At 45.6% G+C, this 21,024-nt stretch carries 25 protein-coding genes; 22 read left to right on the top strand and 3 right to left on the bottom strand.

The genetic code is table 11. The features are described from left to right. The first annotated feature begins 47 nt into the window (after nt 1–47). The 11 genes from K3G25_RS05170 to K3G25_RS05220 all read left to right on the top strand — a co-directional run bounded on the left by K3G25_RS05170 (nt 48) and on the right by K3G25_RS05220 (nt 9,218). Nucleotides 48–314, top strand: coding sequence for an IreB family regulatory phosphoprotein (locus K3G25_RS05170; protein ID WP_003152749.1), 267 nt, complete (start codon nt 48–50; stop codon nt 312–314). 8 nt (nt 315–322) lie between these two features. After that, complete coding sequence (gene ruvX, locus K3G25_RS05175; protein ID WP_003152750.1) at nt 323–739, top strand: Holliday junction resolvase RuvX; 417 nt, start codon at nt 323–325, stop codon at nt 737–739. Between the two features lie 12 nt (nt 740–751). Next, nucleotides 752–1,033 carry a DUF1292 domain-containing protein gene (locus K3G25_RS05180; protein ID WP_003152751.1) on the top strand — a complete coding sequence of 94 codons (282 nt, stop codon included), beginning with the start codon at nt 752–754 and terminating at the stop codon, nt 1,031–1,033. 110 nt (nt 1,034–1,143) lie between these two features. Beyond that, complete coding sequence (gene mltG / locus K3G25_RS05185; protein WP_017418219.1) at nt 1,144–2,235, top strand: endolytic transglycosylase MltG; 1,092 nt, start codon at nt 1,144–1,146, stop codon at nt 2,233–2,235. A 151-nt stretch (nt 2,236–2,386) separates the two neighbouring features. Continuing rightward, entirely contained in the window at nt 2,387–3,040 is a 654-nt protein-coding gene (locus K3G25_RS05190; protein ID WP_007612793.1) for an O-methyltransferase, read from the top strand. A gap of 6 nt (nt 3,041–3,046) precedes the next feature. Beyond that, nucleotides 3,047–3,976, top strand: a complete 930-nt coding sequence (locus K3G25_RS05195) for a peptidase U32 family protein (RefSeq protein ID WP_022552896.1) — start codon at nt 3,047–3,049, stop codon at nt 3,974–3,976. Nucleotides 3,977–3,993: 17 nt separating this feature from the next. Next, nucleotides 3,994–5,262, top strand: a complete 1,269-nt coding sequence (locus K3G25_RS05200; protein ID WP_232489615.1) for a peptidase U32 family protein — start codon at nt 3,994–3,996, stop codon at nt 5,260–5,262. 6 nt (nt 5,263–5,268) lie between these two features. Next, complete coding sequence (gene udk, locus K3G25_RS05205) at nt 5,269–5,904, top strand: uridine kinase (protein WP_003152763.1); 636 nt, start codon at nt 5,269–5,271, stop codon at nt 5,902–5,904. A gap of 253 nt (nt 5,905–6,157) precedes the next feature. Next, complete coding sequence (greA, locus tag K3G25_RS05210; RefSeq protein ID WP_003152766.1) at nt 6,158–6,631, top strand: transcription elongation factor GreA; 474 nt, start codon at nt 6,158–6,160, stop codon at nt 6,629–6,631. A 52-nt stretch (nt 6,632–6,683) separates the two neighbouring features. Then, nucleotides 6,684–8,438 (top strand): peptidoglycan D,D-transpeptidase FtsI family protein, encoded by a 1,755-nt coding sequence (locus K3G25_RS05215; RefSeq protein WP_015240280.1) that lies wholly within the window; start codon nt 6,684–6,686, stop codon nt 8,436–8,438. A gap of 63 nt (nt 8,439–8,501) precedes the next feature. After that, nucleotides 8,502–9,218 (top strand): YrrS family protein, encoded by a 717-nt coding sequence (locus K3G25_RS05220; protein WP_021494371.1) that lies wholly within the window; start codon nt 8,502–8,504, stop codon nt 9,216–9,218. A gap of 39 nt (nt 9,219–9,257) precedes the next feature. Here K3G25_RS05220 and K3G25_RS05225 read toward each other — a convergent pair whose 3' ends face one another. Then, a complete protein-coding gene (locus K3G25_RS05225; RefSeq protein WP_003152771.1) occupies nt 9,258–9,461 on the bottom strand; it encodes a YrzA family protein in 204 nt (67 codons plus the stop codon). Nucleotides 9,462–9,644: 183 nt separating this feature from the next. Here K3G25_RS05225 and K3G25_RS05230 point away from each other — a divergent pair, with 183 nt between their 5' ends. The 5 genes from K3G25_RS05230 (at nt 9,645) to K3G25_RS05250 (ending at nt 13,431) form a co-directional block, all read left to right on the top strand. After that, nucleotides 9,645–10,286 (top strand): class I SAM-dependent methyltransferase, encoded by a 642-nt coding sequence (locus tag K3G25_RS05230; protein ID WP_021494370.1) that lies wholly within the window; start codon nt 9,645–9,647, stop codon nt 10,284–10,286. Between the two features lie 20 nt (nt 10,287–10,306). Then, nucleotides 10,307–11,002, top strand: coding sequence for a 5'-methylthioadenosine/S-adenosylhomocysteine nucleosidase (gene mtnN / locus K3G25_RS05235; RefSeq protein WP_014418460.1), 696 nt, complete (start codon nt 10,307–10,309; stop codon nt 11,000–11,002). A 47-nt stretch (nt 11,003–11,049) separates the two neighbouring features. After that, complete coding sequence (locus K3G25_RS05240) at nt 11,050–11,973, top strand: O-acetylserine dependent cystathionine beta-synthase (protein ID WP_014418459.1); 924 nt, start codon at nt 11,050–11,052, stop codon at nt 11,971–11,973. 1 nt (nt 11,974) lies between these two features. After that, nucleotides 11,975–13,117: a bifunctional cystathionine gamma-lyase/homocysteine desulfhydrase gene (locus K3G25_RS05245; protein ID WP_021494369.1), complete on the top strand. Its 1,143-nt coding sequence runs from the start codon at nt 11,975–11,977 to the stop codon at nt 13,115–13,117. 83 nt (nt 13,118–13,200) lie between these two features. Continuing rightward, nucleotides 13,201–13,431 (top strand): YrhC family protein, encoded by a 231-nt coding sequence (locus tag K3G25_RS05250; protein ID WP_012118061.1) that lies wholly within the window; start codon nt 13,201–13,203, stop codon nt 13,429–13,431. A gap of 38 nt (nt 13,432–13,469) precedes the next feature. Here K3G25_RS05250 and K3G25_RS05255 read toward each other — a convergent pair whose 3' ends face one another. Together K3G25_RS05255 and fdhF are read right to left on the bottom strand one after the other, a co-directional pair. Next, the gene (locus K3G25_RS05255) at nt 13,470–13,961 is read right to left on the bottom strand and encodes a helical membrane plugin domain-containing protein (protein WP_007612765.1); all 492 of its coding nucleotides are present in this window, start codon (nt 13,959–13,961) and stop codon (nt 13,470–13,472) included. 17 nt (nt 13,962–13,978) lie between these two features. Then, nucleotides 13,979–16,921, bottom strand: a complete 2,943-nt coding sequence (gene fdhF / locus K3G25_RS05260; protein WP_087920802.1) for a formate dehydrogenase subunit alpha — start codon at nt 16,919–16,921, stop codon at nt 13,979–13,981. Between the two features lie 306 nt (nt 16,922–17,227). Here fdhF and K3G25_RS05265 point away from each other — a divergent pair, with 306 nt between their 5' ends. The 6 genes from K3G25_RS05265 to K3G25_RS05290 all read left to right on the top strand — a co-directional run bounded on the left by K3G25_RS05265 (nt 17,228) and on the right by K3G25_RS05290 (nt 21,010). Then, complete coding sequence (locus K3G25_RS05265) at nt 17,228–17,596, top strand: Na-translocating system protein MpsC family protein (RefSeq protein ID WP_007408224.1); 369 nt, start codon at nt 17,228–17,230, stop codon at nt 17,594–17,596. Between the two features lie 267 nt (nt 17,597–17,863). After that, a complete protein-coding gene (locus K3G25_RS05270; protein WP_007408225.1) occupies nt 17,864–18,664 on the top strand; it encodes a formate/nitrite transporter family protein in 801 nt (266 codons plus the stop codon). A 389-nt stretch (nt 18,665–19,053) separates the two neighbouring features. Then, nucleotides 19,054–19,194, top strand: a complete 141-nt coding sequence (locus K3G25_RS05275) for a YrzI family small protein (RefSeq protein ID WP_003152787.1) — start codon at nt 19,054–19,056, stop codon at nt 19,192–19,194. A gap of 172 nt (nt 19,195–19,366) precedes the next feature. After that, complete coding sequence (locus tag K3G25_RS05280; protein WP_021494367.1) at nt 19,367–19,522, top strand: hypothetical protein; 156 nt, start codon at nt 19,367–19,369, stop codon at nt 19,520–19,522. Nucleotides 19,523–19,694: 172 nt separating this feature from the next. Beyond that, nucleotides 19,695–20,234 carry a class I SAM-dependent methyltransferase gene (locus tag K3G25_RS05285; protein ID WP_007408228.1) on the top strand — a complete coding sequence of 180 codons (540 nt, stop codon included), beginning with the start codon at nt 19,695–19,697 and terminating at the stop codon, nt 20,232–20,234. A gap of 209 nt (nt 20,235–20,443) precedes the next feature. Further along, the gene (locus K3G25_RS05290; RefSeq protein WP_014418456.1) at nt 20,444–21,010 is read left to right on the top strand and encodes a TetR/AcrR family transcriptional regulator; all 567 of its coding nucleotides are present in this window, start codon (nt 20,444–20,446) and stop codon (nt 21,008–21,010) included. The last annotated feature ends 14 nt before the right edge of the window (nt 21,011–21,024 follow it).

Consider the following 21,024-nt stretch of genomic DNA (forward strand, 5'->3'; position numbering starts at 1 on the left):
CCTCAGGCTGAACTTTGCCTGCGAATTTGGGAAAGAGGTGCAAAACGGTGAGCTCGTTTGATAAAACGATGAAATTTAATTTCTCCGATGATTCTGCTGAAACAAACGTCGAAGAAGTGCTGATTACGGTATATGATGCGCTTCAGGAAAAGGGGTACAATCCTATCAACCAGATTGTCGGATACTTGCTGTCTGGAGATCCTGCATACATTCCTAGGCATCGCGACGCCCGGAACTTAATTCGCAAACTGGAACGTGACGAATTAATCGAGGAATTGGTAAAATCCTATCTAGAACAGCATAAAGAGGCGTAAATACATTCATGAGAATATTGGGACTTGATCTTGGAACGAAAACACTCGGCGTAGCTTTAAGCGATGAAATGGGCTGGACCGCTCAAGGCATTGAGACGATAAAAATAAACGAGGCTGAAGGAGATTACGGTCTGGACCGTTTATCCGAGCTGATGAAAGACTATAATGTAGAGAAGATCGTGCTCGGTTTTCCGAAAAACATGAACGGGACGATCGGTCCAAGAGGCGAAGCCAGCCAAACATTTGCGAAACTGCTTGAAACAGCGTACAATGTCCCTGTTGTGCTGTGGGACGAGCGTCTGACGACGATGGCGGCTGAAAAAATGCTGATCGCGGCTGACGTCAGCAGGCAAAAACGAAAAAAAGTCATTGATAAAATGGCGGCTGTCATGATCCTTCAAGGATATCTGGACAGTTTAAACTAAGAGGTGAAAGAAATGGAACACGGCGAAAAACACATTACAATTGTCGATGATCAAGGAAACGAACAGCTTTGCGAAGTGCTGTTCACATTTGAAAACGACACATTCAACAAATCTTACGTACTTTATTATCCGATTGATGCTCAAGACGATGATGAAATCGAAATTCACGCTTCAAGCTTCGAACCGAACGAAAACGGTGAAGACGGCGAACTGATGCCGATTGAAACCGATGAAGAGTGGGAAATGATCGAAGAAACGCTGAACACGTTTTTAGCGGAAGAAGACGAAGAATAAAATGAACGGAAAAAGCCGGAGCGCATATGCGCTTCGGCTTTCTTTTGTAATAAATTGCCGAATGCACATGAATCATGTAGTATAAGAGCTGTTGGGAGGAAAATACTTGTATGAATATCAATCAGACTAAAAATTCATTTCCGCGTAAAAACAAAAAAACGACGATAATACTGTCCTCCGTGATCGCTCTGCTTATCATCATTGGCGGTGCTTTTTTCTATGGAAAATCTCTGCTGTCCCCGGTTGACAAAGGCAGCAAAACGGCAGTCAATATTAATATTCCGAGCGGTTCTTCCGTTTCGGCAATCGCTGAAATTCTTGAGGATCAGCATGTCATCAAAAGCAAAAAAGCATTTCAGCTGTATGTGAAGTATAAAGGCGCTTCCGGGTTTCAGGCGGGATTTTACCACCTGAATAAAGGAATGGATGCGGATGCGATTATCAAAAAACTGACCGCGGGATCTACGGGATATGCCTTTCAGATCTCCGTTCCTGAAGGAAAACAGCTTACACAGATTGCGGATGCGATCGCAAAAGAAACATCATATTCAAAAGAAGAGATCATGGCGAAACTGGATGACAAAACATTCATCGGCAAACTGAAAAAACAGTTTCCTGATACGATAACGGACGCGCTTTCAAACAAGAAGCTCAAGCATCCGCTCGAAGGCTATCTGTATCCGGCCACATATCCGTTTAATGATCCGGATGCATCGCTTGACACGATTTTGACGGCAATGGTTCAGGAAACAAACACCCGTATCGAAACGTATAAATCTGAACTGGAAAAAAAGAAACTTTCCGTCCATAACGCGCTGACAATGGCATCACTTATTGAAGAAGAAGCCACCGCCAAAGCCGACCGTCACAAAATCGCCAGCGTTTTTTACAACAGGCTCGAAGAAAAAATGCCGCTGCAGACTGACCCGACGGTATTATATGCGGCCGGTAAGCATAAAAGCCGGGTCTACTACAAAGACCTGAAAATTGATTCTCCGTTTAATACTTATAAACATAAGGGGCTGCCGCCGGGACCGATTGCAAATGCCGGTGATTCATCATGGGAAGCGGCTCTCCGCCCTGACAAAACGGATTATCTCTATTTCCTTGCAAAATCAAACGGCGAGGTCGTTTTCACCAAAACATTAAAAGACCATAATAAAGCGAAGGAAAAGTATATTTCCAAAAAAGACAGCGAATAAAAGGAGGGCAAAAGCTCTCCTTTTATTCCATTCTGAAAGGTTTTATGATAAAATATATCGGGTTGTTTACTTATGGATAAAGAAGTGTCTTAAGAGAGTGTCCCCGCGGATTCGTCAGGGGCACTCCTTTTTAGAACGGAGGCTGTTTGCCGTGAATGATCGGTATGAACAAATAAACGAGTATATAAACGCGATGCTGAAGCCTCGGCCTGATAAAGTGAAAAAGCTTGAAGCCTATGCAAAAGAGCACCATGTTCCGATTATGGAAGAAGCGGGCATTGAAGTGCTGCTTCAAATGCTGTCGATTCAACAGGCGAAAAACATTTTGGAAATCGGCGCGGCAATCGGATATTCCGCCATACGGATGGCGCTTGAGCTTCCGGATGCGAATATTTACACGATTGAACGGGACGACAAACGCTATGAAGAAGCTGTGAACAATATAAAAGACTTTGAAATGGAAAATCGGATTCACGTAATGCACGGGGATGCGCTGGAACTTTCTGAGTCTGTCCGTGTCACGGCTCCTTATGATGCCATTTTTATCGACGCGGCCAAAGGCCAGTACACGAACTTTTTTGAGCTCTATGAACCGATGCTTGCGCCGGATGGAGTCATTTTTACGGACAATGTTCTGTTTAAAGGACTGGTGGCGCAAAATCACTCGGACATTGAGCCGAAAAGAAGACGGAAGCTTGTTGAAAAAATTGATCAATATAACCAATGGCTGATGGACCGGCCTGACTATCAAACGGTCATACTGCCGGTCGGAGACGGCATCGCCATCAGTAAAAAGAAGAGGTGAAGGATCATGAAAAAACCTGAACTTTTGGTGACTCCGACTTCTGTACAGGATATTCTTCCGCTCATTCAAGCGGGCGCAACGGCCCTGTTAGTCGGAGAACAGAGATACGGCCTGAGACTGGCCGGTGAATTTTCAAGAGAAGATATAAAAGAAGCCGTAAAGACAGCTCATCAGGAAGGCGCGAAAGTGTACGCCGCCGTCAATGCTATTTTTCACAATGAAAAAGTGGACGAGCTGACCGGCTATCTTGCCTTTTTGCAGGAGGCCGGCGTTGATGCGGCTGTTTTCGGTGATCCGGCCGTTTTAATGGCGGCGCGTGAAGCGGCTCCCGAGCTTAAACTGCACTGGAGCACGGAAACAACGGGAACCAACTACTATTCCTGCAATTACTGGGGACGCAAAGGCGCACGGCGGGCAGTGCTGGCTAAGGAATTAAATATGGACAGCATCATTGACATAAAAGAGAACGCCGAAGTGGAAATTGAAATTCAAATCCACGGCATGACGTGCATGTTCCAATCGAAGCGTTCTTTAGTGGGCCATTACTTCGAATACCAGGGTAAAGTCATGGACATCGAACAGAAGAAAAAAGAAGCGGGGATGTTTCTGCATGACAAGGAACGGGGCAATAAATACCCGATTTTTGAAGATGAAAACGGCACGCACATCATGAGCCCGAACGATGTGTGCATGATTGATGAATTAGAGGACCTGATGGACGCCGGCATCGATTCTTTCAAAATCGACGGAGTTTTGAAGTCTCCTGAATACTTAACTGAAGTGACCCGCATGTACAGAGAAGCAATCGATTTGTGCTTCGAAAGCCGAGAGACATACGAAGAGAAAAAAGAGAGCTGGATAGAGCGGATTGAAAGCATTCAGCCTGTGAACAGAAGCATCGACACAGGATTCTTCTTTAAAGAAACGGTCTATTAAAAAGGAGGGTGCAACGGATGACAGCCGTAAATCAAACCATTTCCAAAGTCGTAAACGGAAAACGCGTCATTACGAAAAAACCTGAACTCCTTGCTCCGGCAGGAAACCTTGAAAAATTAAAAATTGCCGTTCATTACGGAGCGGACGCGGTTTTTATCGGAGGACAGGAATACGGACTCCGCTCAAATGCGGATAACTTCTCAATAGAAGAAATCGCAGAGGGCGTAGAATTTGCCAAAAAATACGGGGCAAAAATATATGTGACAACAAACATTTTCGCCCATAATGAAAATATGGACGGTCTGGAAGAATACTTAAAAGCGTTGGGTGACGCAAAAGTTGCCGGAATTATCGTCGCTGATCCGCTGATTATTGAAACATGCCGGAGAGTGGCCCCGTATGTAGAAATTCACCTCAGCACACAGCAGTCCCTTTCCAACTGGAAAGCGGTGCAGTTCTGGAAAGAAGAAGGGCTTGACCGCGTGGTGCTTGCCCGTGAAACGAGCGGACTGGAAATTAAAGAAATGAAGGAAAAGGTGGATATTGAAATTGAAACCTTTATCCACGGCGCCATGTGTATCGCTTATTCAGGCCGATGCGTGCTGAGCAATCACATGACGGCCCGGGATTCCAACCGCGGCGGCTGCTGTCAGTCCTGCCGCTGGGATTATGACCTGTATCAGACAGACGGTGCAAACGCGGTCGCGCTCTATGATGAAGAAGACGCTCCGTTTGCGATGAGCCCGAAAGATTTAAAATTGATTGAATCCATTCCGCAAATGATCGAGATGGGCATCGACAGCCTGAAAATTGAAGGCCGGATGAAATCAATTCATTACGTTGCGACGGTTGTCAGCGTGTATCGCAAAGTCATCGACGCATACTGCGCTGATCCTGAAAACTTTGTCATTCAAAAAGAATGGCTGGATGAGCTGGACAAATGTGCAAACCGGGATACCGCGCCTGCTTTCTTTGAAGGCACGCCCGGGTATGAAGAGCAGATGTTCGGTGAACACGGAAAGAAAACAACATTTGATTTTGCCGGTCTCGTGCTCGCGTATAACGAGGACACTCAAATGGTGACGCTCCAGCAGCGCAATTTCTTTAAACAAGGTGACGAAGTGGAATTTTTCGGTCCTGAAATCGACAATTTCACATTCACAATCGGCACTATTTGGGACGAAGACGGAAACGAGCTTGATGCTGCCCGCCATCCCCTGCAAATCGTTACATTTAAAGTAGACAAAAAGATTTATCCGAGCAACATGATGAGAAAGGGGAAGTAATCACCAATGGGTAAGAGTCCTGTAGTTATAGGCATCGCAGGAGGTTCCGGATCAGGAAAAACAAGCGTCACCCGTTCCATCTATGAACAGTTTAAAGGACACTCGATTTTAATGATCCAGCAAGACCTTTATTATAAAGACCAAAGCCATCTTCCGTTTGAAGAAAGGCTGAACACAAACTATGATCACCCGCTCGCATTTGATAATGACTATTTAATCGAGCATATTCAAGAGCTTTTGAATTACCGGCCGATAGAAAAGCCGATTTATGATTATAAACTGCATACGCGTTCTGAGGAAACCATTCCGGTTGAGCCGAAGGATGTCATTATTCTGGAAGGCATTCTCGTTCTCGAAGATAAAAGGCTTCGCGACCTCATGGATATGAAACTTTATGTCGACACGGACGCAGATCTCCGTATCATCAGACGGATTATGAGAGATATTAACGAAAGAGGCCGTTCAATCGATTCTGTCATTGAGCAGTATGTGTCCGTCGTCAGACCGATGCACAATCAGTTTGTTGAACCGACGAAACGCTACGCGGACATCATTATTCCGGAAGGCGGGCAAAACCACGTCGCAATCGATCTGATGGTCACGAAGATTCAAACGATCCTTGAACAAAATGCAATTTTGTAATACCATAGCATAGACATAAATAACTCAGACCATATTATGTATAGGCTGGAAGGGAATGAGACAGTTCCCTTCTTTCCCTGTTTATAAACCGAAACATTTGCAGAAAACACACATTCAGTTTAAGATAAACAGTACCTATATGGGAGAGAAGAACGAGGACTGCCCTGTGTTCTCATTCTTGATTTTTTCGTTTATGCTCTCATACATAATCACACGTTATTGTTGAGGGACAACCACCAAGGAGTGAAGGAACATGGCACAAGAAAAAGTTTTTCCGATGACTCACGAAGGAAAACAAAAACTTGAACAAGAATTAGAGCAATTGAAAACGGTTAAACGTAAAGAAGTAGTAGAACGTATTAAAATCGCAAGAAGCTTCGGAGATCTGTCAGAGAACTCTGAGTATGATTCTGCAAAAGAAGAACAGGCATTTGTGGAAGGGCGCATCACGACGCTTGAAAACATGATCCGGAATGCGAAAATCATCGAGGACGACGGCGGTTCAAATGTAGTCGGTTTGGGAAAAACCGTATCATTCATCGAATTGCCGGACGGTGAAGAAGAATCTTACACGATTGTCGGAAGCGCTGAAGCTGATCCGTTTGAAGGGAAAATTTCAAACGACTCGCCAATCGCCAAAAGCCTGCTTGGCAGAAAAGTGGACGAAGAAGTGACAGTTCAGACGCCGGGCGGAGAAATGCTCGTGAAAATTGTGAAAATTTCATAAGATCCGTTTAACAATGAAACACCTCGTCCAAAATGTGGATGAGGTGTTTTTTATGATCGTATCAAAAAGGCTGAAAGCGGCCGTGATTTGTTTTCTGCTCGTGTTTTTCTTTCTGCTTGCCAGGCTGGCTGAAATTCAGCTGTTTTTTACAGAATCTTTTTCAAAATCCAATATTAATCTGATTCAGGAAAGCGTCAAGCAGCGGACGGAAGAAGTCCTTATTTCAGACGGACGCGGCTCTTTTCTTGATCGGAACGGCAAAGAACTGACCGGAAAAAAGCAGCCTGCCGTCATACTGTTTCCTTTTCTCGTGACGCAGGATTGGCCGGTTGACCGGGTATCAGACATTCTCGGAATGAAACAGGGGGAGCTCAGGCAGCTGCTCACGGAAGCAAAAAAACCGGTGGTCCTGAACAGCAGAAAAATAAAACATTTGACGAAACAATCCGTGTCAAATATCAATTCTTTGAAATATCCCGGCATTTACGGCGTATATATGAAAGACAGCAAAGAAACAAACATAGCCGCTCATTTGTTGGGCGCGACAAACCAGGACCCTGAGCTTTTGAAAAAGAAATACCCCGGCAGGAAGGAACTGCCGATCACGGCAAAAATCGGGACAAGCGGGATGGAGCGGACGTTTGATGAGTTTTTACTGGCGGATCAGGACACAAAACTTTTGTATCATGTCGACGGAAGGGGAAACCCTTTATTCGGAATGGACGTCAAATATACGGCTGAAGCAAACGCGTTTTATCCGCTGCAAGTCAAAACCTCCATCGACCGCAATATTCAAAAAGCAATGGAAGATGTATTGAAAGACCGCGGGTTAAAAAAGGGGGGAGCCGTCCTTTTAGACATTGAAAAAAGCAGTGTGCTCGGAATGGTATCAAAGCCTGACGCCGACATGTCAAAGCAGCAGACACTGCAAAATTACATGCTGACGCCGATTTATCCGGGATCAGTATTTAAAACGGTGATCGCCGCAGCCGCAATAGAACAAAACGAAGTGAAGCCGGGCACATCCTTTAACTGCAATCTCAACCTGTACGGAGAGCCGGGGGATGACAAAGGCACGCTCAGTTTTGGAGAAAGCTTTGCCCAAAGCTGCAATTATACGTTTACAAGCCTTGCGGAAAAATTGATCAAAAAAGATGATTCCGTTATTGAAAACATGGCGGAAAAACTCGGTCTCACCCAGCGGGCGGGCTGGGAAGGCAAGCTGTACCGGGAAGACGGATTCAGGCAGCTGTATAATGAAAAAAGCGGGGTCATTTGGGGAGATGACAAAGACAAAACCGTAAAAAAAGCCGTCGCACAGACAGCGATCGGGCAAAAAAACGTGAAAGTCACGCCTCTTGAAGTCGCCAATATGATGGCGGCGATCGCGCGCGGCGGTGAAAAAAAACAAGTCAAAATCGCGGACAAAATTGAATACAAAAACAAAACGACGATGGCGTCATTCAAAGATCAGCCATTAAAAGGGGAAAACATCGACAAATATACGGCGCAGCAGCTTCAAAAAATTCTCAGAGAAGTCGTCACCTCACCGAAAGGAACCGGCCGAAGGTTTCAGGACCTGCCGTATGAGATAGCAGGCAAATCGGGAACGGCCCAGACGGGAATGTTCACAAAAGAAAAACAGACGCTTTACCACAAATGGTTTGCGGGATACTTTCCCGCGGACAAGCCGAAATACGCTCTCGTGGTGCTGCACATGGACACGCCGGGGGATAAGGCTCTGACAAATACAGTGTTTTATGATATTGTTAAAAAGGTACATGAAAATGAAATAAATCAGACATAGAACAACCGCTCAGCCCATGTTAAAATATATGCTGAGCAAGAGGGATAAAGGAGTGCAGAATGATTGAGCAATAAACAATCTCGTTTTGAAAACCGTGATAAGCGCAGAAAAGCAAATATGGTGCTTAACATTTTAATTGCTATCGTATCTATTCTTATTGTTGTCGTTGCCGTCAGCCTCTTCATCAACAGTCCGTCGGGCGACGTGAGCGAAAAAGCGGACACGAGCCAGAAGCAGGAAACACCTGCATCAGGCAAGACGAAGCAGACATCGGATGAAGACATAAAAGACAGCAAAAAAGATACGGCATCAGACGATGACAAAAAAGATAAACAGGATAAGGACACATCTGATTCATCTTCAGACTCTGACAGCAAAAAAGACGATGATTCATCGAAAAGTGATGACAGCAGCAAAAAAGACTCTGATTCAAGCGATCCTTTTAAAGGCGCAAAAATAACAGAGGGCGGCTCATCAAGCGATGTCGAGAAAACAATTGTTAACCCAAAATGGAAAGCGGTCGGCACAAAGCAGACGGGAGAACATGCGGCGACGTATGACTCAAGCTCTGAAGACTGGTCCGAAATGCTTGACGCCATCTCTTACGCAACAGGCGTGTCAAAAGATCACATGACAGTGCTGTGGCTCGGAAACAATGGAAGCCCGCAAGATGCGAAGGGTAAAGTTTTAGACAAAACGAACGGCAAAAAGTATCAGGTCACCATCACTTGGAAAGACAAAAAAGGCTGGAAGCCGACAAAAGTAGAAACCTTAAAATAACCGCAAAAAAGCAGCTGAGTAATCAGCTGCTTTTTTCTGTCATACGTCAGCTGAAAAATGCACCGACGCACTGTAAAGGATTCTGCCGTCAACGGCCGTCACCTGATGGGATACGGAACGGACGCGAAGCATAATCGCCTGGTTGTTTTCAATCTGAACGTTTATTTTCTTTTCAAGCTCCTGCAAAGATGCCGCTTCGAAAAATTCTACTTTATCTTTGATTAAATCCAATTGAAAATTCATCAGTACAGATCCTCCTGATTTTTCTTCTGAGTCAATGAAAGTATAAGCCTTTCTGCCGTAATTGCGCAATAATCCCAAAGTATTTTAGTACCCTTCCATTCTTTTTTGTGATAGGATAGGAACTGTTCCACGATTAATCCATACTATACTCATAGGAATTATAAATTATGGAGAGTGAAAAATATGGGCCGTGAATTTATTCCTTTATTTGAAGATTGGGCAGCGACTTATGACGCCACAGTGCACGGGGCTGACAAACAATATGCTGCTGTTTTTAAAGGATATGACAACATTCTTGACAGCATTGTCGCACTTTCAGGTTCAAACGTTTTAGAGTTCGGACCGGGAACGGGGAATTTAACGGCGAAATTAGCCGCCGCGAACAAAAAGGTGTTTGGTGTAGAACCGTCTCCGTCAATGAGAAAACTGGCGGCTGACAAGCTTTCTGACAAAGCCGTGTTCAGTGACGGAGATTTTCTGGAGTTTCCCGCTCCGCCTTTTCAAATAGATACCATCGTCAGCTCGTACGCCTTTCATCATTTAACCGATGAAGAAAAGCGAACGGCTGTAAAGCAGTATGGCGCAATCCTTCAGAAGCATGATAAAATAGTGTTTGCCGATACTGTCTTTAAAGATCATGAAGCTTATGATGAAGCCATTCAAAAAGCAAGCCGAAAGGGCTATCATCAATTAGCGGACGATTTAAAGACGGAACATTATCCGACACTCGCGACAATGAAAAACATCTTTTCAGAAGAGGGATTTGCCGCGCGGTTTACGCAGCAAAATGACTTTGTCTGGATAATGGAGGCGATTAAACGGTAAATCGAAGGGATTGTGTATAAATGAAACTGGCAGTCATCGGAGCAATGGAAGAGGAAGTTACGATTTTAAGAAGCAAACTGAAAGACGCAAAACAAGAGATGATCGCTCACTGTGAGTTTACAACTGGCAGCTATGAAGGCGTCGAAGTCATCTTGCTGAAATCGGGTATCGGGAAAGTCAACGCGGCGATCAGCACGACGCTTCTGCTTGACCGTTTCAAACCTGATTATGTGATTAACACAGGCTCAGCGGGCGGTTTTCATCATACATTGAATGTAGGCGACGTCGTCATCTCAACAGATGTCCGCCATCATGACGTGGATGTGACGGCGTTTGACTATGAATACGGACAGGTGCCGGGTCTTCCGGCAGCATACAAAGCTGATGAAAAGCTGATCAGCATTACTGAGGAAGCGGTTTCTGAACTGAACGGCATTCAAGTCGCCAAAGGCACAATCGCTACGGGAGATTCTTTTATGAATGATCCGAAGCGGGTTGAAGACGTACGCGCCAAATTTGCGGATTTGTACGCGGTTGAAATGGAAGCTGCGGCTGTCGCACAGGTGTGCTACCAGTTCAAAACGCCTTTTGTTGTCATCAGAGCTTTATCTGATATTGCCGGAAAAGAATCTGACGTTTCATTTGATAAATTTTTAGAACAGGCTGCCGTTCATTCAACTAAGCTTGTCCTGAATGTCATCAAACGAATTCAATAAGCGGGGGATTCTCGTTCTCCTCCGCTTTTCCAGGAGGAGGACACATATTGAACGTGATAACAGATATTACAGAACTGATCGGAAATACACCGCTGCTCCGTCTCAAGCATTTTGATATACCGGAGGGAACAGCGGTTTATGCTAAGCTTGAGATGATGAATCCGGGCGGAAGCATTAAAGACAGGCTGGGCGGGATGCTCATTGAAGATGCGCTTCGCACGGGAAAGGTGAAACCGGGCGGCGTTATCATTGAGGCGACTGCCGGAAACACCGGGATCGGACTCGCTCTGTGCGCCAGAAAGCATCAGCTTCGCGCCGTTTTTTGCGTCCCGGAGCATTTCAGCAGAGAAAAGCAGCAAATTATGAAAGCTCTCGGAGCGGACATCGTGCATACGCCGAGAGAAGAAGGCATGCAGGGAGCCATCCGAAAAGCGCTTGAACTGGAGAGAGAGATTAATAATTCTTATGCCGTTCTACAATTTAAAAACCGAGTAAATCCATTGACTTACTACAAAACAATCGGACCCGAAATATGGAACGCGCTCGGCGGGGATATCCACGCTTTTGTCGCAGGAGCAGGTTCCGGCGGCACCTTTGCCGGTACAGCAGCTTATTTAAAAGAGAAAAATCCTGCCGTCAAAACGGTGATCGTTGAACCGGAAGGCTCGATCCTGAACGGAGGAGAGCCGCATGCCCATAAAACGGAAGGCATCGGCATGGAGTTTATCCCGGATTATATGGACGAGAACCATTTTGACGCCATTTACACGGTGGAAGACGATACGGCGTTTTCGCTTGTCAGAGAAGCGGCCGAGAAAGAAGGCCTCTTAATCGGAAGCTCTTCAGGGGCGGCTCTTTATACAGCGCTTGAAGAAGCGAAAAAAGCGCCCGCCGGATCAAATATCGTCACCATTTTCCCTGATGGCAGCGATCGATATATAAGCAAAAACATTTTTCAAGGAGGTCAGTAAGATGAAGAAAAAAACGCTGATGGTGCACGGAGGAATTACGGGAGATGAAAAAACAGGAGCGGTTTCCGTACCGATTTATCAAGTAAGCACGTACCGGCAGCCGAAAGCGGGCGAGCACACGGGTTATGAATATTCAAGAACGGCCAATCCGACGCGGACGGCGCTTGAAAGCTTAATTGCGGAGCTTGAAGGCGGCGCGGCGGGATATGCGTTCGGCTCAGGCATGGCTGCGATTACTGCCGTCATGATGCTGTTTGACAGCGGCGATCATGTTATTTTGACGGATGATGTATACGGCGGCACTTACCGGGTGATGACAGGTGTGCTGAACCGCTTCGGCATTGAAGCGGACTTTGTTGATACGAGCAATGAAGAAAAAGTCAAAAAGGCCATTCGCCCGAATACGAAAGCCATTTATATCGAAACACCGACAAATCCGCTATTGAAAGTGACTGACCTCAAACTGATGTCTGACATCGCAAAAGAAGCGGGCGTATTGCTTATCGTCGATAATACGTTTTACACGCCGTATTTCCAGCAGCCGCTCAGCTTCGGCGCGGATCTCGTGCTTCACAGCGCGACGAAATATCTCGGCGGCCACAGCGATGTCGTCGGCGGCTTAGTCGTCACGGCTGATAAAGAACTGGGCGAAAAGCTTCATTACGTGCAAAACTCAACGGGCGGCGTTTTAGGACCGCAGGATTCATGGCTTTTGATGAGAGGGATTAAAACGCTGGGGCTCAGAATGGATGCCATCAATCACAGCGCCGGAAAAATCGCCGGGCTGCTTGAAGCGCATGATGCCGTTCAGACGCTCTACTATCCGGGATCAGCGAAACATCCGGGCCATGAGCTGACAAAAGCGCAAAGCTCCGGTTTCGGCGGAATGATTTCCTTTGATGTCGGCAGCAGCGAACGCGTCGACGCGTTTTTAGAAAAATTGAACCTGTTTACGATCGCGGAAAGTTTAGGAGCGGTTGAAAGCTTAATCTCCGTGCCGTCCAGAATGACGCACGCTTCGATCCCGCGCGACCGCCGGCTTGCGCTTGGCATTACCGACGGGCTCGTGCGGATCTCAGTCGGTATTGAGGATACTGAGGATTTAACGGCGGATGTGAAACAGGCGCTTGATTCACTTTTATAAAGAATGGATAGATTTACATTCTCTGTCGGCTGTCAGCTTGTATTATAATGTTGGTAGACTATAAAACTGGCAGGTGACCTTATATGGAGAAGAAAAGACTGAAATCATTAATAGAAGATTTTAAGCATTACGCATTTATTCTGCTTGCAGTCAGCACCTTCATTTATATCGGCGCGGTTCTTCCCGGACAAGGGCTGACTGCGGGCCAGAAAATGCTGATGTTTGTAACGGATTGTGTATTTTTAGCGGGCGCTTATTTCTGCGTTGACCGTTCACTTATTTATAAAAAGAGGCTGGAAGAGGCCGATGAATAAAAAAAGCCATTGTCTTTTGACAATGGCTTTTTCGTTTCTTATTCAGACGGGGTTTCGCGTAATTCTTTTCCCATTCCTTTTAAAAACTGCAGCCCGAAGCCGAGCGCGCGGTTAATATCAGGATCACCGACGGCTTTCATCAGTTCAAACATACTGACTTTCCTGTCCTCTTTTAAAAATCTTTGCGCCTGATCCGTCCCGGCCATGGCGCTTTCTAAAAGTCTGCCCATAAATTCGGGATCAGCTTTTGACAGCGCGCCTCCCGCGGCCATCATCGTATTCAGGAGATTGGTGACAGGTTCCCGGGAAATCTGTCCGAGTGCGATTTTGGCAATCTCCTCTTTTGCCTGGAGCATATAGCCGGCGGCATCAAAAATGCCCAAGCTATTCAGCTCTGCCATGATGGACATCGTTTTCGCGACGGCTTCTTCATTTTCTGCGAGAAGCGTCTTCAGCTCTTCCAGTTTTTCAGCTTTCAGCTGTTCCTCTGTTTTCGTTTCTTTTTGAATTTCAGTAATTGGGCTTGCCATAATGTTTCCTCCTTTCCTTAATCAGTTAAGTGCACATAGCCCGGACGGTTCCATTTTCGCTGAGCTTCCACACCGTTTTGCGGATGACGTTTTTTGTTCCGCGGATTCGTTTTCGGAAGCGGCGGAGTATCACAGGAACCGAGCACTTCCATGCGGACTTTTGTCTGCTTATAGGCAGGTGTATGTGTCCGTGAATCATACGCAGGCCCGGTCAGGAAATTAATCGCAGAATCTTTATCTGTAGAGTTCATCGGCAGATAAAGCTCATTTGCGCGGACGCGGTCTGTCACAAGCGCGTTCAATTTAACCGCCCCAAAAGGAGAGACGAGCCGGATCATTGTTCCGTCGCAAATTCCGCGTTCAGCCGCGAGCTCCGGCGATACTTCAACAAATACATCCGGAACTTTAGACTGAATGCCTTTTGACTTGTTTGTCATGTTTCCTTCGTGGAAATGTTCAAGCATCCGTCCGTTGTTAATATGCAGGTCATATTCTTCAGGGAATACAGCAGGCTCCACCCAATCGCTCAGCGCAAAGCGGGCTTTTTTGTCCGGGAAGTTAAAGCCGTCTTCATAAAGAAGCGGAGTGCTTTCTCCCGTAAAGCTTCCCCACAGGAAGCTGTTCCAGCCGCTAAGAACGTCGTAGCTTGCTTTTCCGAACAGCGGAGAAAGGCTCGCCATTTCTGAGAAAATGTCGCTAGGATGCGTGTAATTCCAATCAGCGCCTAAACGATTGGCGACTTCCTGAATAATCCACCAGTCGGGTTTTGCATCGCCGAGTGTCGGAAGCGCCTGATACAATCTTTGCACACGACGCTCTGTGTTTGTAAATGTTCCGTCTTTTTCAAGAGATGGAACCGCAGGCAGGATGACATCCGCGTATTGCGCCGTTCTTGAAAGGAAAATATCCTGTACAACAAAGAAATCAAGGCTGGATAAAATGTCATGAACATGGTTGGCGTTTGAATCGACGAGCGCCATATCTTCACCGACGAGATACATGGCTTTCATGTTTCCTTCTTCAATCGCATGGAGCATTTCGATATTATCAAGACCCGGCTTGCCGTCAATTTCAACACCGTAAGCTTTTTCGAATTTAGCGCGTGCCGCATCATCTGTAATATGCTGATATCCCGGAAGCCAGCCTGGAAGAGTTCCCATATCGCAAGCGCCTTGAACGTTGTTATGTCCCCGCAGCGGATAGGCTCCGGCGCCCGGACGGCGGTAGTTTCCTGTGGCAAGCAGCAGGTTGGAAATCGCCGCTGATGTATCAGAGCCGCCTGTATTCTGGGTTACGCCCATGCCCCAAAGAACACAAGTGCCGTCTGCATCACGAATCATTTCGGCAATGCGGATGATCGTATCCTGAGAAAGTCCGGTGATGCGCTCCGCATATTCCAATGTGTATTTTTCCAGCGTTTCTTTATAATCATCAAAGTAGTTGACATTTTCATCAATAAACGCCTGATCGTGCCAGCCTTGGTCAATCATATATTTCGTTACTGCCATGAGCCAGACCTGGTCAGTCCCTTGTTTCGGGCTGATAAAGAGGTCGGACCGTTCAGCCATTTCATTTCTGCGCAGATCGGCAACAATCAGTTTTTGGCCGTGCAGCTTATGGGCGCGCTTCACGCGTGTGGCCAGAACCGGATGTCCTTCCGCCGGATTGGCGCCGACGATGAGCACGAGGCCCGCTTTTGCGATATCTTTAATTGTGCCGGCGTCTCCGCCCATACCGACGGTGCGGAATAAGCCGTCCGTTGCCGGTGACTGGCAGTAGCGTGAACAGTTATCCACGTTGTTGGTTTCAAATACTTGGCGTGCCAATTTTTGAATGACGTAGTTGTCTTCATTCGTAATTTTAGAAGAAGAAATAAAACCGACAGAACCATTTCCGTGTTCGGCCTTGATCGAACCGAGTCTTGAAGCGACAAGGTCAAGGGCTTCTTCCCATGACGATTCAACAAATGCGCCGTTTTTCCGGATGAGCGGTTTTGTAATCCGTTCTTCCGAATTCACGAAGTCCCAGCCGAATTTCCCTTTCACACAAGTGGAAATCGCGTTAACCGGAGCATCGGAAACAGGCTGAATTTTAAGGATGTCACGGCCTTTTGTCCATACTTCAAAAGAGCATCCGACGCCGCAGAACGTGCAGACTGTTTTTGTTTTTTTCGTCCGTTTATCGCGCATAGCCGCTTCCACTTCTGACACGGCGAAGATGCTTGTATAGTCGGGTTCAACATTTTTCACTAAATCAATCATCGGTTCCATGACATCTTCTTTTATTCCTGTCATAAATCCGGCTTGGCCGAGCATTGATTTTTCCATCAGTGCGTTACAAGGGCAGACAGTGACACACTGGCCGCAGCTGACGCAGGAAGATTCATTAATGGCGACGCCTTCATCCCAAATGACCCGCGGGCGGTCGCGCTCCCAATCAATTGAAAGAGTCTCATTCACCTGAAGGTTTTGACACACTTCCACACATTGGCCGCAGGCGATGCATTGGTTCGGATCATAGCGGTAAAACGGGTGAGACATATCAACCGCGCACTTTGAATCATCTTTCGGCGTATACGGATATTTCTGATGCTCAATTCCCATCATTTCCGCTGTATTATGCAGTGTGCAGTTGCCGTTGTTGTTATCGCATACCGTACAGTAAAGCAGGTGATTCTCGAGCAGGCGGTCCATGGCCTCTGTCTGAGCCTCTTTTACCCTTCCCGACGTAAGCGAGATGGACATCCCGTTTTCTGCAGCCGTGGAACAAGAGCGCTGCAATTTCCCGTTTACTTCAACAATACAGGTGTCACATGTTTGAATCGGATCCACTTCCGGTACATGGCATATTTGCGGAATCTCAATTCCGTTTTGGTTTAAAATATCTAAAATCTTAGACCCCTCTGGTGCTTCATACTCCGTGCCGTCAATTTTGACACGGATAGACTGAACGTCTGTCACTTCCAATTCCCCTCCATCTTTTAAACTCGAAAAAAAGCCATGCACATAGATACCGGCCTCCTGTCCGGAGAACGGTATAAATACGCATGGCGGAATAGTTCACTAGCAAGTCTTACTAACAGACCAATCCTATTTGTATAAAACGATAGACTCGTAACACGTTTCCTATTACAAATCCATCTTCACTGCTTTTATTATAAGGTGATATTTATTATAATACAATACGAAAGGAAAACTTTAACCAGGTGAAATGTCACAAAGGGGAACCGGGAATGTCTTTCATAGGCTAAAATCGGAGGGGACAATATGTCTAAAAAAATTCATGAATTTAACGATATTATCCGGAAATTGCGCAAAGAATTATTTGGAAAGGGGCCTGAACGAATTCACACCGTTTTTGTGGATAACATGGCGGTATCTACACTTTACGGCAATCTAAGCGCAAGTGAGCAGTTTATCGCACGCACGCCTGAAGGAAGAGAAATGGTTCATGCGGCGCGGACCAGCTTAATTCAGGAACTGTATTCAAAACAAACGCCTGACGGAATGGAAGAGCTCATCGGAGCAAAGCTGGTGCATCTGTTTTCAGATATAAAAATAGAGGAAAATATTGCTGTATCGGTGTTTGTCTTTGACCGCTCAATTGAAGAGCATAAAGAAGAAATCAAAAGCTGACAATATTCAATTGACACGAAATTGTCACATTTGATATGATATGAACTGCCGGCAGTGGCCTAAGGACGATTTTTTATGGAATGTGTGCATGATCTGTACATATTCTATACCGCATATTTTCATTCTGCTTGATATTGGTGTATGGGTATGCATACAAGTTAGGCAGCATTCAAACCCTCGTTTTTTCAGACGGGTTAGTTGAATGCTGCCTTTTTTGTTAGGCGTCTTTGGAAACTGCGGGCTGAATTGTTAAATGGAGGGGTTATTATGGCTTTTCGTAAACCGGACGAAATAGCGGAGCTTGCGGTCGAATCAGGGGTAAAAAAGGTGCATTCACCGCTTTCAGCACTGATTGTATTAGGATTTTTGGGAGGAGCGTTTATCGCACTCGGTTATTTGCTTGATATCCGTGTCATCGGCGACCTTCCGAAAGAATGGGGAAGCCTGTCGAGTTTAATCGGGGCGTCCGTGTTTCCCATCGGATTGGTGCTCGTCGTTCTTGCCGGCGCGGAGCTGATTACGGGAAATATGATGTCGGTATCCATGGCGCTGTTTTCCAGAAGAATATCCGCCGGTGCATTAGTGAAAAATTGGGTGATCGTGACGTTGATGAATCTTGTCGGCGCACTGTTTGTCGCTTACTTTTTCGGACATGTTGTCGGATTAACCGAAACAGGACCTTACTTGGAAAAAACGATTGCGGTCGCACAAGGCAAATTGGATATGCCGTTTGGAAAAGTTATTGTTTCGGCGATCGGCTGTAACTGGCTTGTCTGTTTGGCCGTCTGGCTTTCTTTCGGCGCAGAAGACGGAGCCGGAAAAATCGCGGGTATATGGTTTCCGATTATGGCGTTTGTCGCAATTGGTTTTCAGCACGTTGTAGCCAATATGTTTATCATCCCGGCTGCGATTTTTGCAGGTTCTTTTTCGTGGGGTGATCTGATTGGCAATCTCATTCCGGCCTTTATCGGGAATGTCATCGGCGGGGCAGTGTTTGTCGGCCTTATTTATTTTATTGCATATTCAAAAAAAGATCAGAAAAAGCAAGGGATGAAAAGAGTTTCCTGAGGTAAGAAAGATGCCGGAAAACACGGACAATTGAAGCGGAATGCCAGCACATTTTCCGTCCAAATCTTGAAAAAAATGTTTACAAAATGGAAGTTGATGGATATACTTACAAAGTAAGAAAAAAGCAAAGGGAGGTTGAATCACATGACGACGTTAAACGGCAATCAAAATCTACAATTGAACCGATTCAGCCTGTGGAAGAGTTCGTGTCCTTCCTTAACCTCTGCCCGTCAAGCACGTTAATTTCGGAGTATCAGGACATTCGCAGCTCCCCGCAGGGAAAGAAGCACCGTCTTCTTTTGTCTGCGGATTTAGTCTGCCCGCAGCGCATATGAACTTTGCTGCGGGTTATTTTCGCTTGTGCGGATATTGAAAGGGGGTGAGCGATAATGACCATTAATCTTTTCTTTTTAACACTGACCATTTCAAAGCGTTTTAAAAGTGCGGAAGAGTATGAACGAGAACAGCAGGTCGAAGAGTTTTATAATGAAGCGAAAGAACGCCAGCTGAAACATTTTTATATGAACTAACGGACACGAAGGGCCAAAACGGAGGAGAAGGAGGAGATCATCATGTTCAGAATTGAACTGCTGAATCATTACACAATGGAGAAGGACCAGGTTTAGCGAGGATGTTGCTGTCACGTCGCAGACGGCCTGCATACCATGGTAAAGAAAGAAAAATTGGTTAGCGGGTGATAGCATGCAGGGCGGTCAGAACAGAATTCCATCCATCGGGCACGGGTATGCGTCAATGCCCCATTCATTTAAACACGGCTACGGCAACCCGTACCGCCGGCAGAGAATGGCGGTGCTTTCCCGGCAGACAAGATATATAGCACCGTATTATTGGTACTAGAGCAGGCGGAAAACCTACGTTTTCCGTCTTTTTTTTATGAAAACAAATATAAATTTCAAATAAATCGAAACGTTCATGAAGAGAAGTGCGTCTAGTTAGTACCTCATACTAATACGAGGTAATATTATTTCTGAATAATAAATCACAGGAATGGAAAAGCGGGTGTTATACAATGTTGCAACATACATCTTCAGCATTAAAACGAATGCGCGCGAAATACTTTGCTGCATCAGAACCGGCAGAGTCAGTCATTCAGCAAATCTTGATGGACATACAGGAATACGACCGCATTTTGGAAATCGGGACCGGAAACGGCTCAATGTTTAAACAAATCATCGGACAGCTTGAAAAGGGCAGTCTTAAAAGCATAGAAACATCGAAACGTAAAATACGGAAAACACAGCGCGCAAACCGTTCGGTTATAAAAGCCGGGCTCGGAAACATTCAGCAGGGAAGGCCGGAAAGCATACCGTTCCGCGACCGCAGCTTTCATAAAGTCTTCTCTTTACATACTGCGGAAACAGTCAGCGATTACCGGACAGCATGTAAAGAAGTGTACCGCGTTCTTCAAATTGACGGGTGTTTCTATATGGTTTTGAAACCTTCGCGGATGAGTGAAAAGGATGTGATTGAGGTGCTCTATGATCAGCATTTCAGAGACATTTCAGTTGTCAGCAGAGATTCATTCCATTTTATTACTGCCATTAAATAGAATATTTCTTGGGAAATAAAAAGAGCTGCTTAAGTCACTGCAGCTCTTTTTGTGAAATTGGGCATATTTCCTTATTTTTGGTTATTTTACATCTATTTTATATAAAAAAAAGTTTTTTTCTTATACAATGGTAATCAGATGACCGTACATTTTAAATATTTTGAACAAACGGAATGAATATTCATTCCGTGTTTAGAAAGGGGGATGAAATGACAGCTTCAAACAAGGTTGAACTCATTATGAAAGCGTCGCTTACTTTGTTTACAGATAGAGGATTTGACGCAACGACGATTCCGATGATTGCCGCTCAGGCCGATGTCGGAACCGGCACAATTTACCGTTACTTTGACAGTAAAGAGACACTTGTGAACGTACTGTATCAGGAAAGTGCGCAGCGTTTTATGAAAAAAGTCAAAACGGACTTTCAGGGGATATCTGTAAGAGAAGGGTTTCATCATCTGTTTTATTGTCTGATTGATTTTACGAAGGAAAGTGAGTATGCATTGTTTTTTCTTGAAACGAATAAGGACGCCTACTTTCTGAATGAAACGAGCCGTAAGCTTCTTGATGAAATAACACAGATGCTTGACGTCTTTTTTCAGCGCGGCAAGTCTGAAGGTGTGCTCCGCAATCTGCCGTCCAATGTGCTGATGGCGCTGCTGCTCGGGGCATATCTCAAACTCTATCAGCTTGTCCGGACGGGAAGCGTCGAAATAACAAAACCGTTTCTGAAAGAATTGGAACAATGTTCTTGGGATGCCATCAGAACTCATTAATTATACGCCGAAGG

Origin of the sequence: Bacillus sp. FCW2, from assembly GCF_021228595.1 — a bacterium.
GTDB classification, from domain to species: Bacteria; Bacillota; Bacilli; order Bacillales; family Bacillaceae; genus Bacillus; species Bacillus velezensis.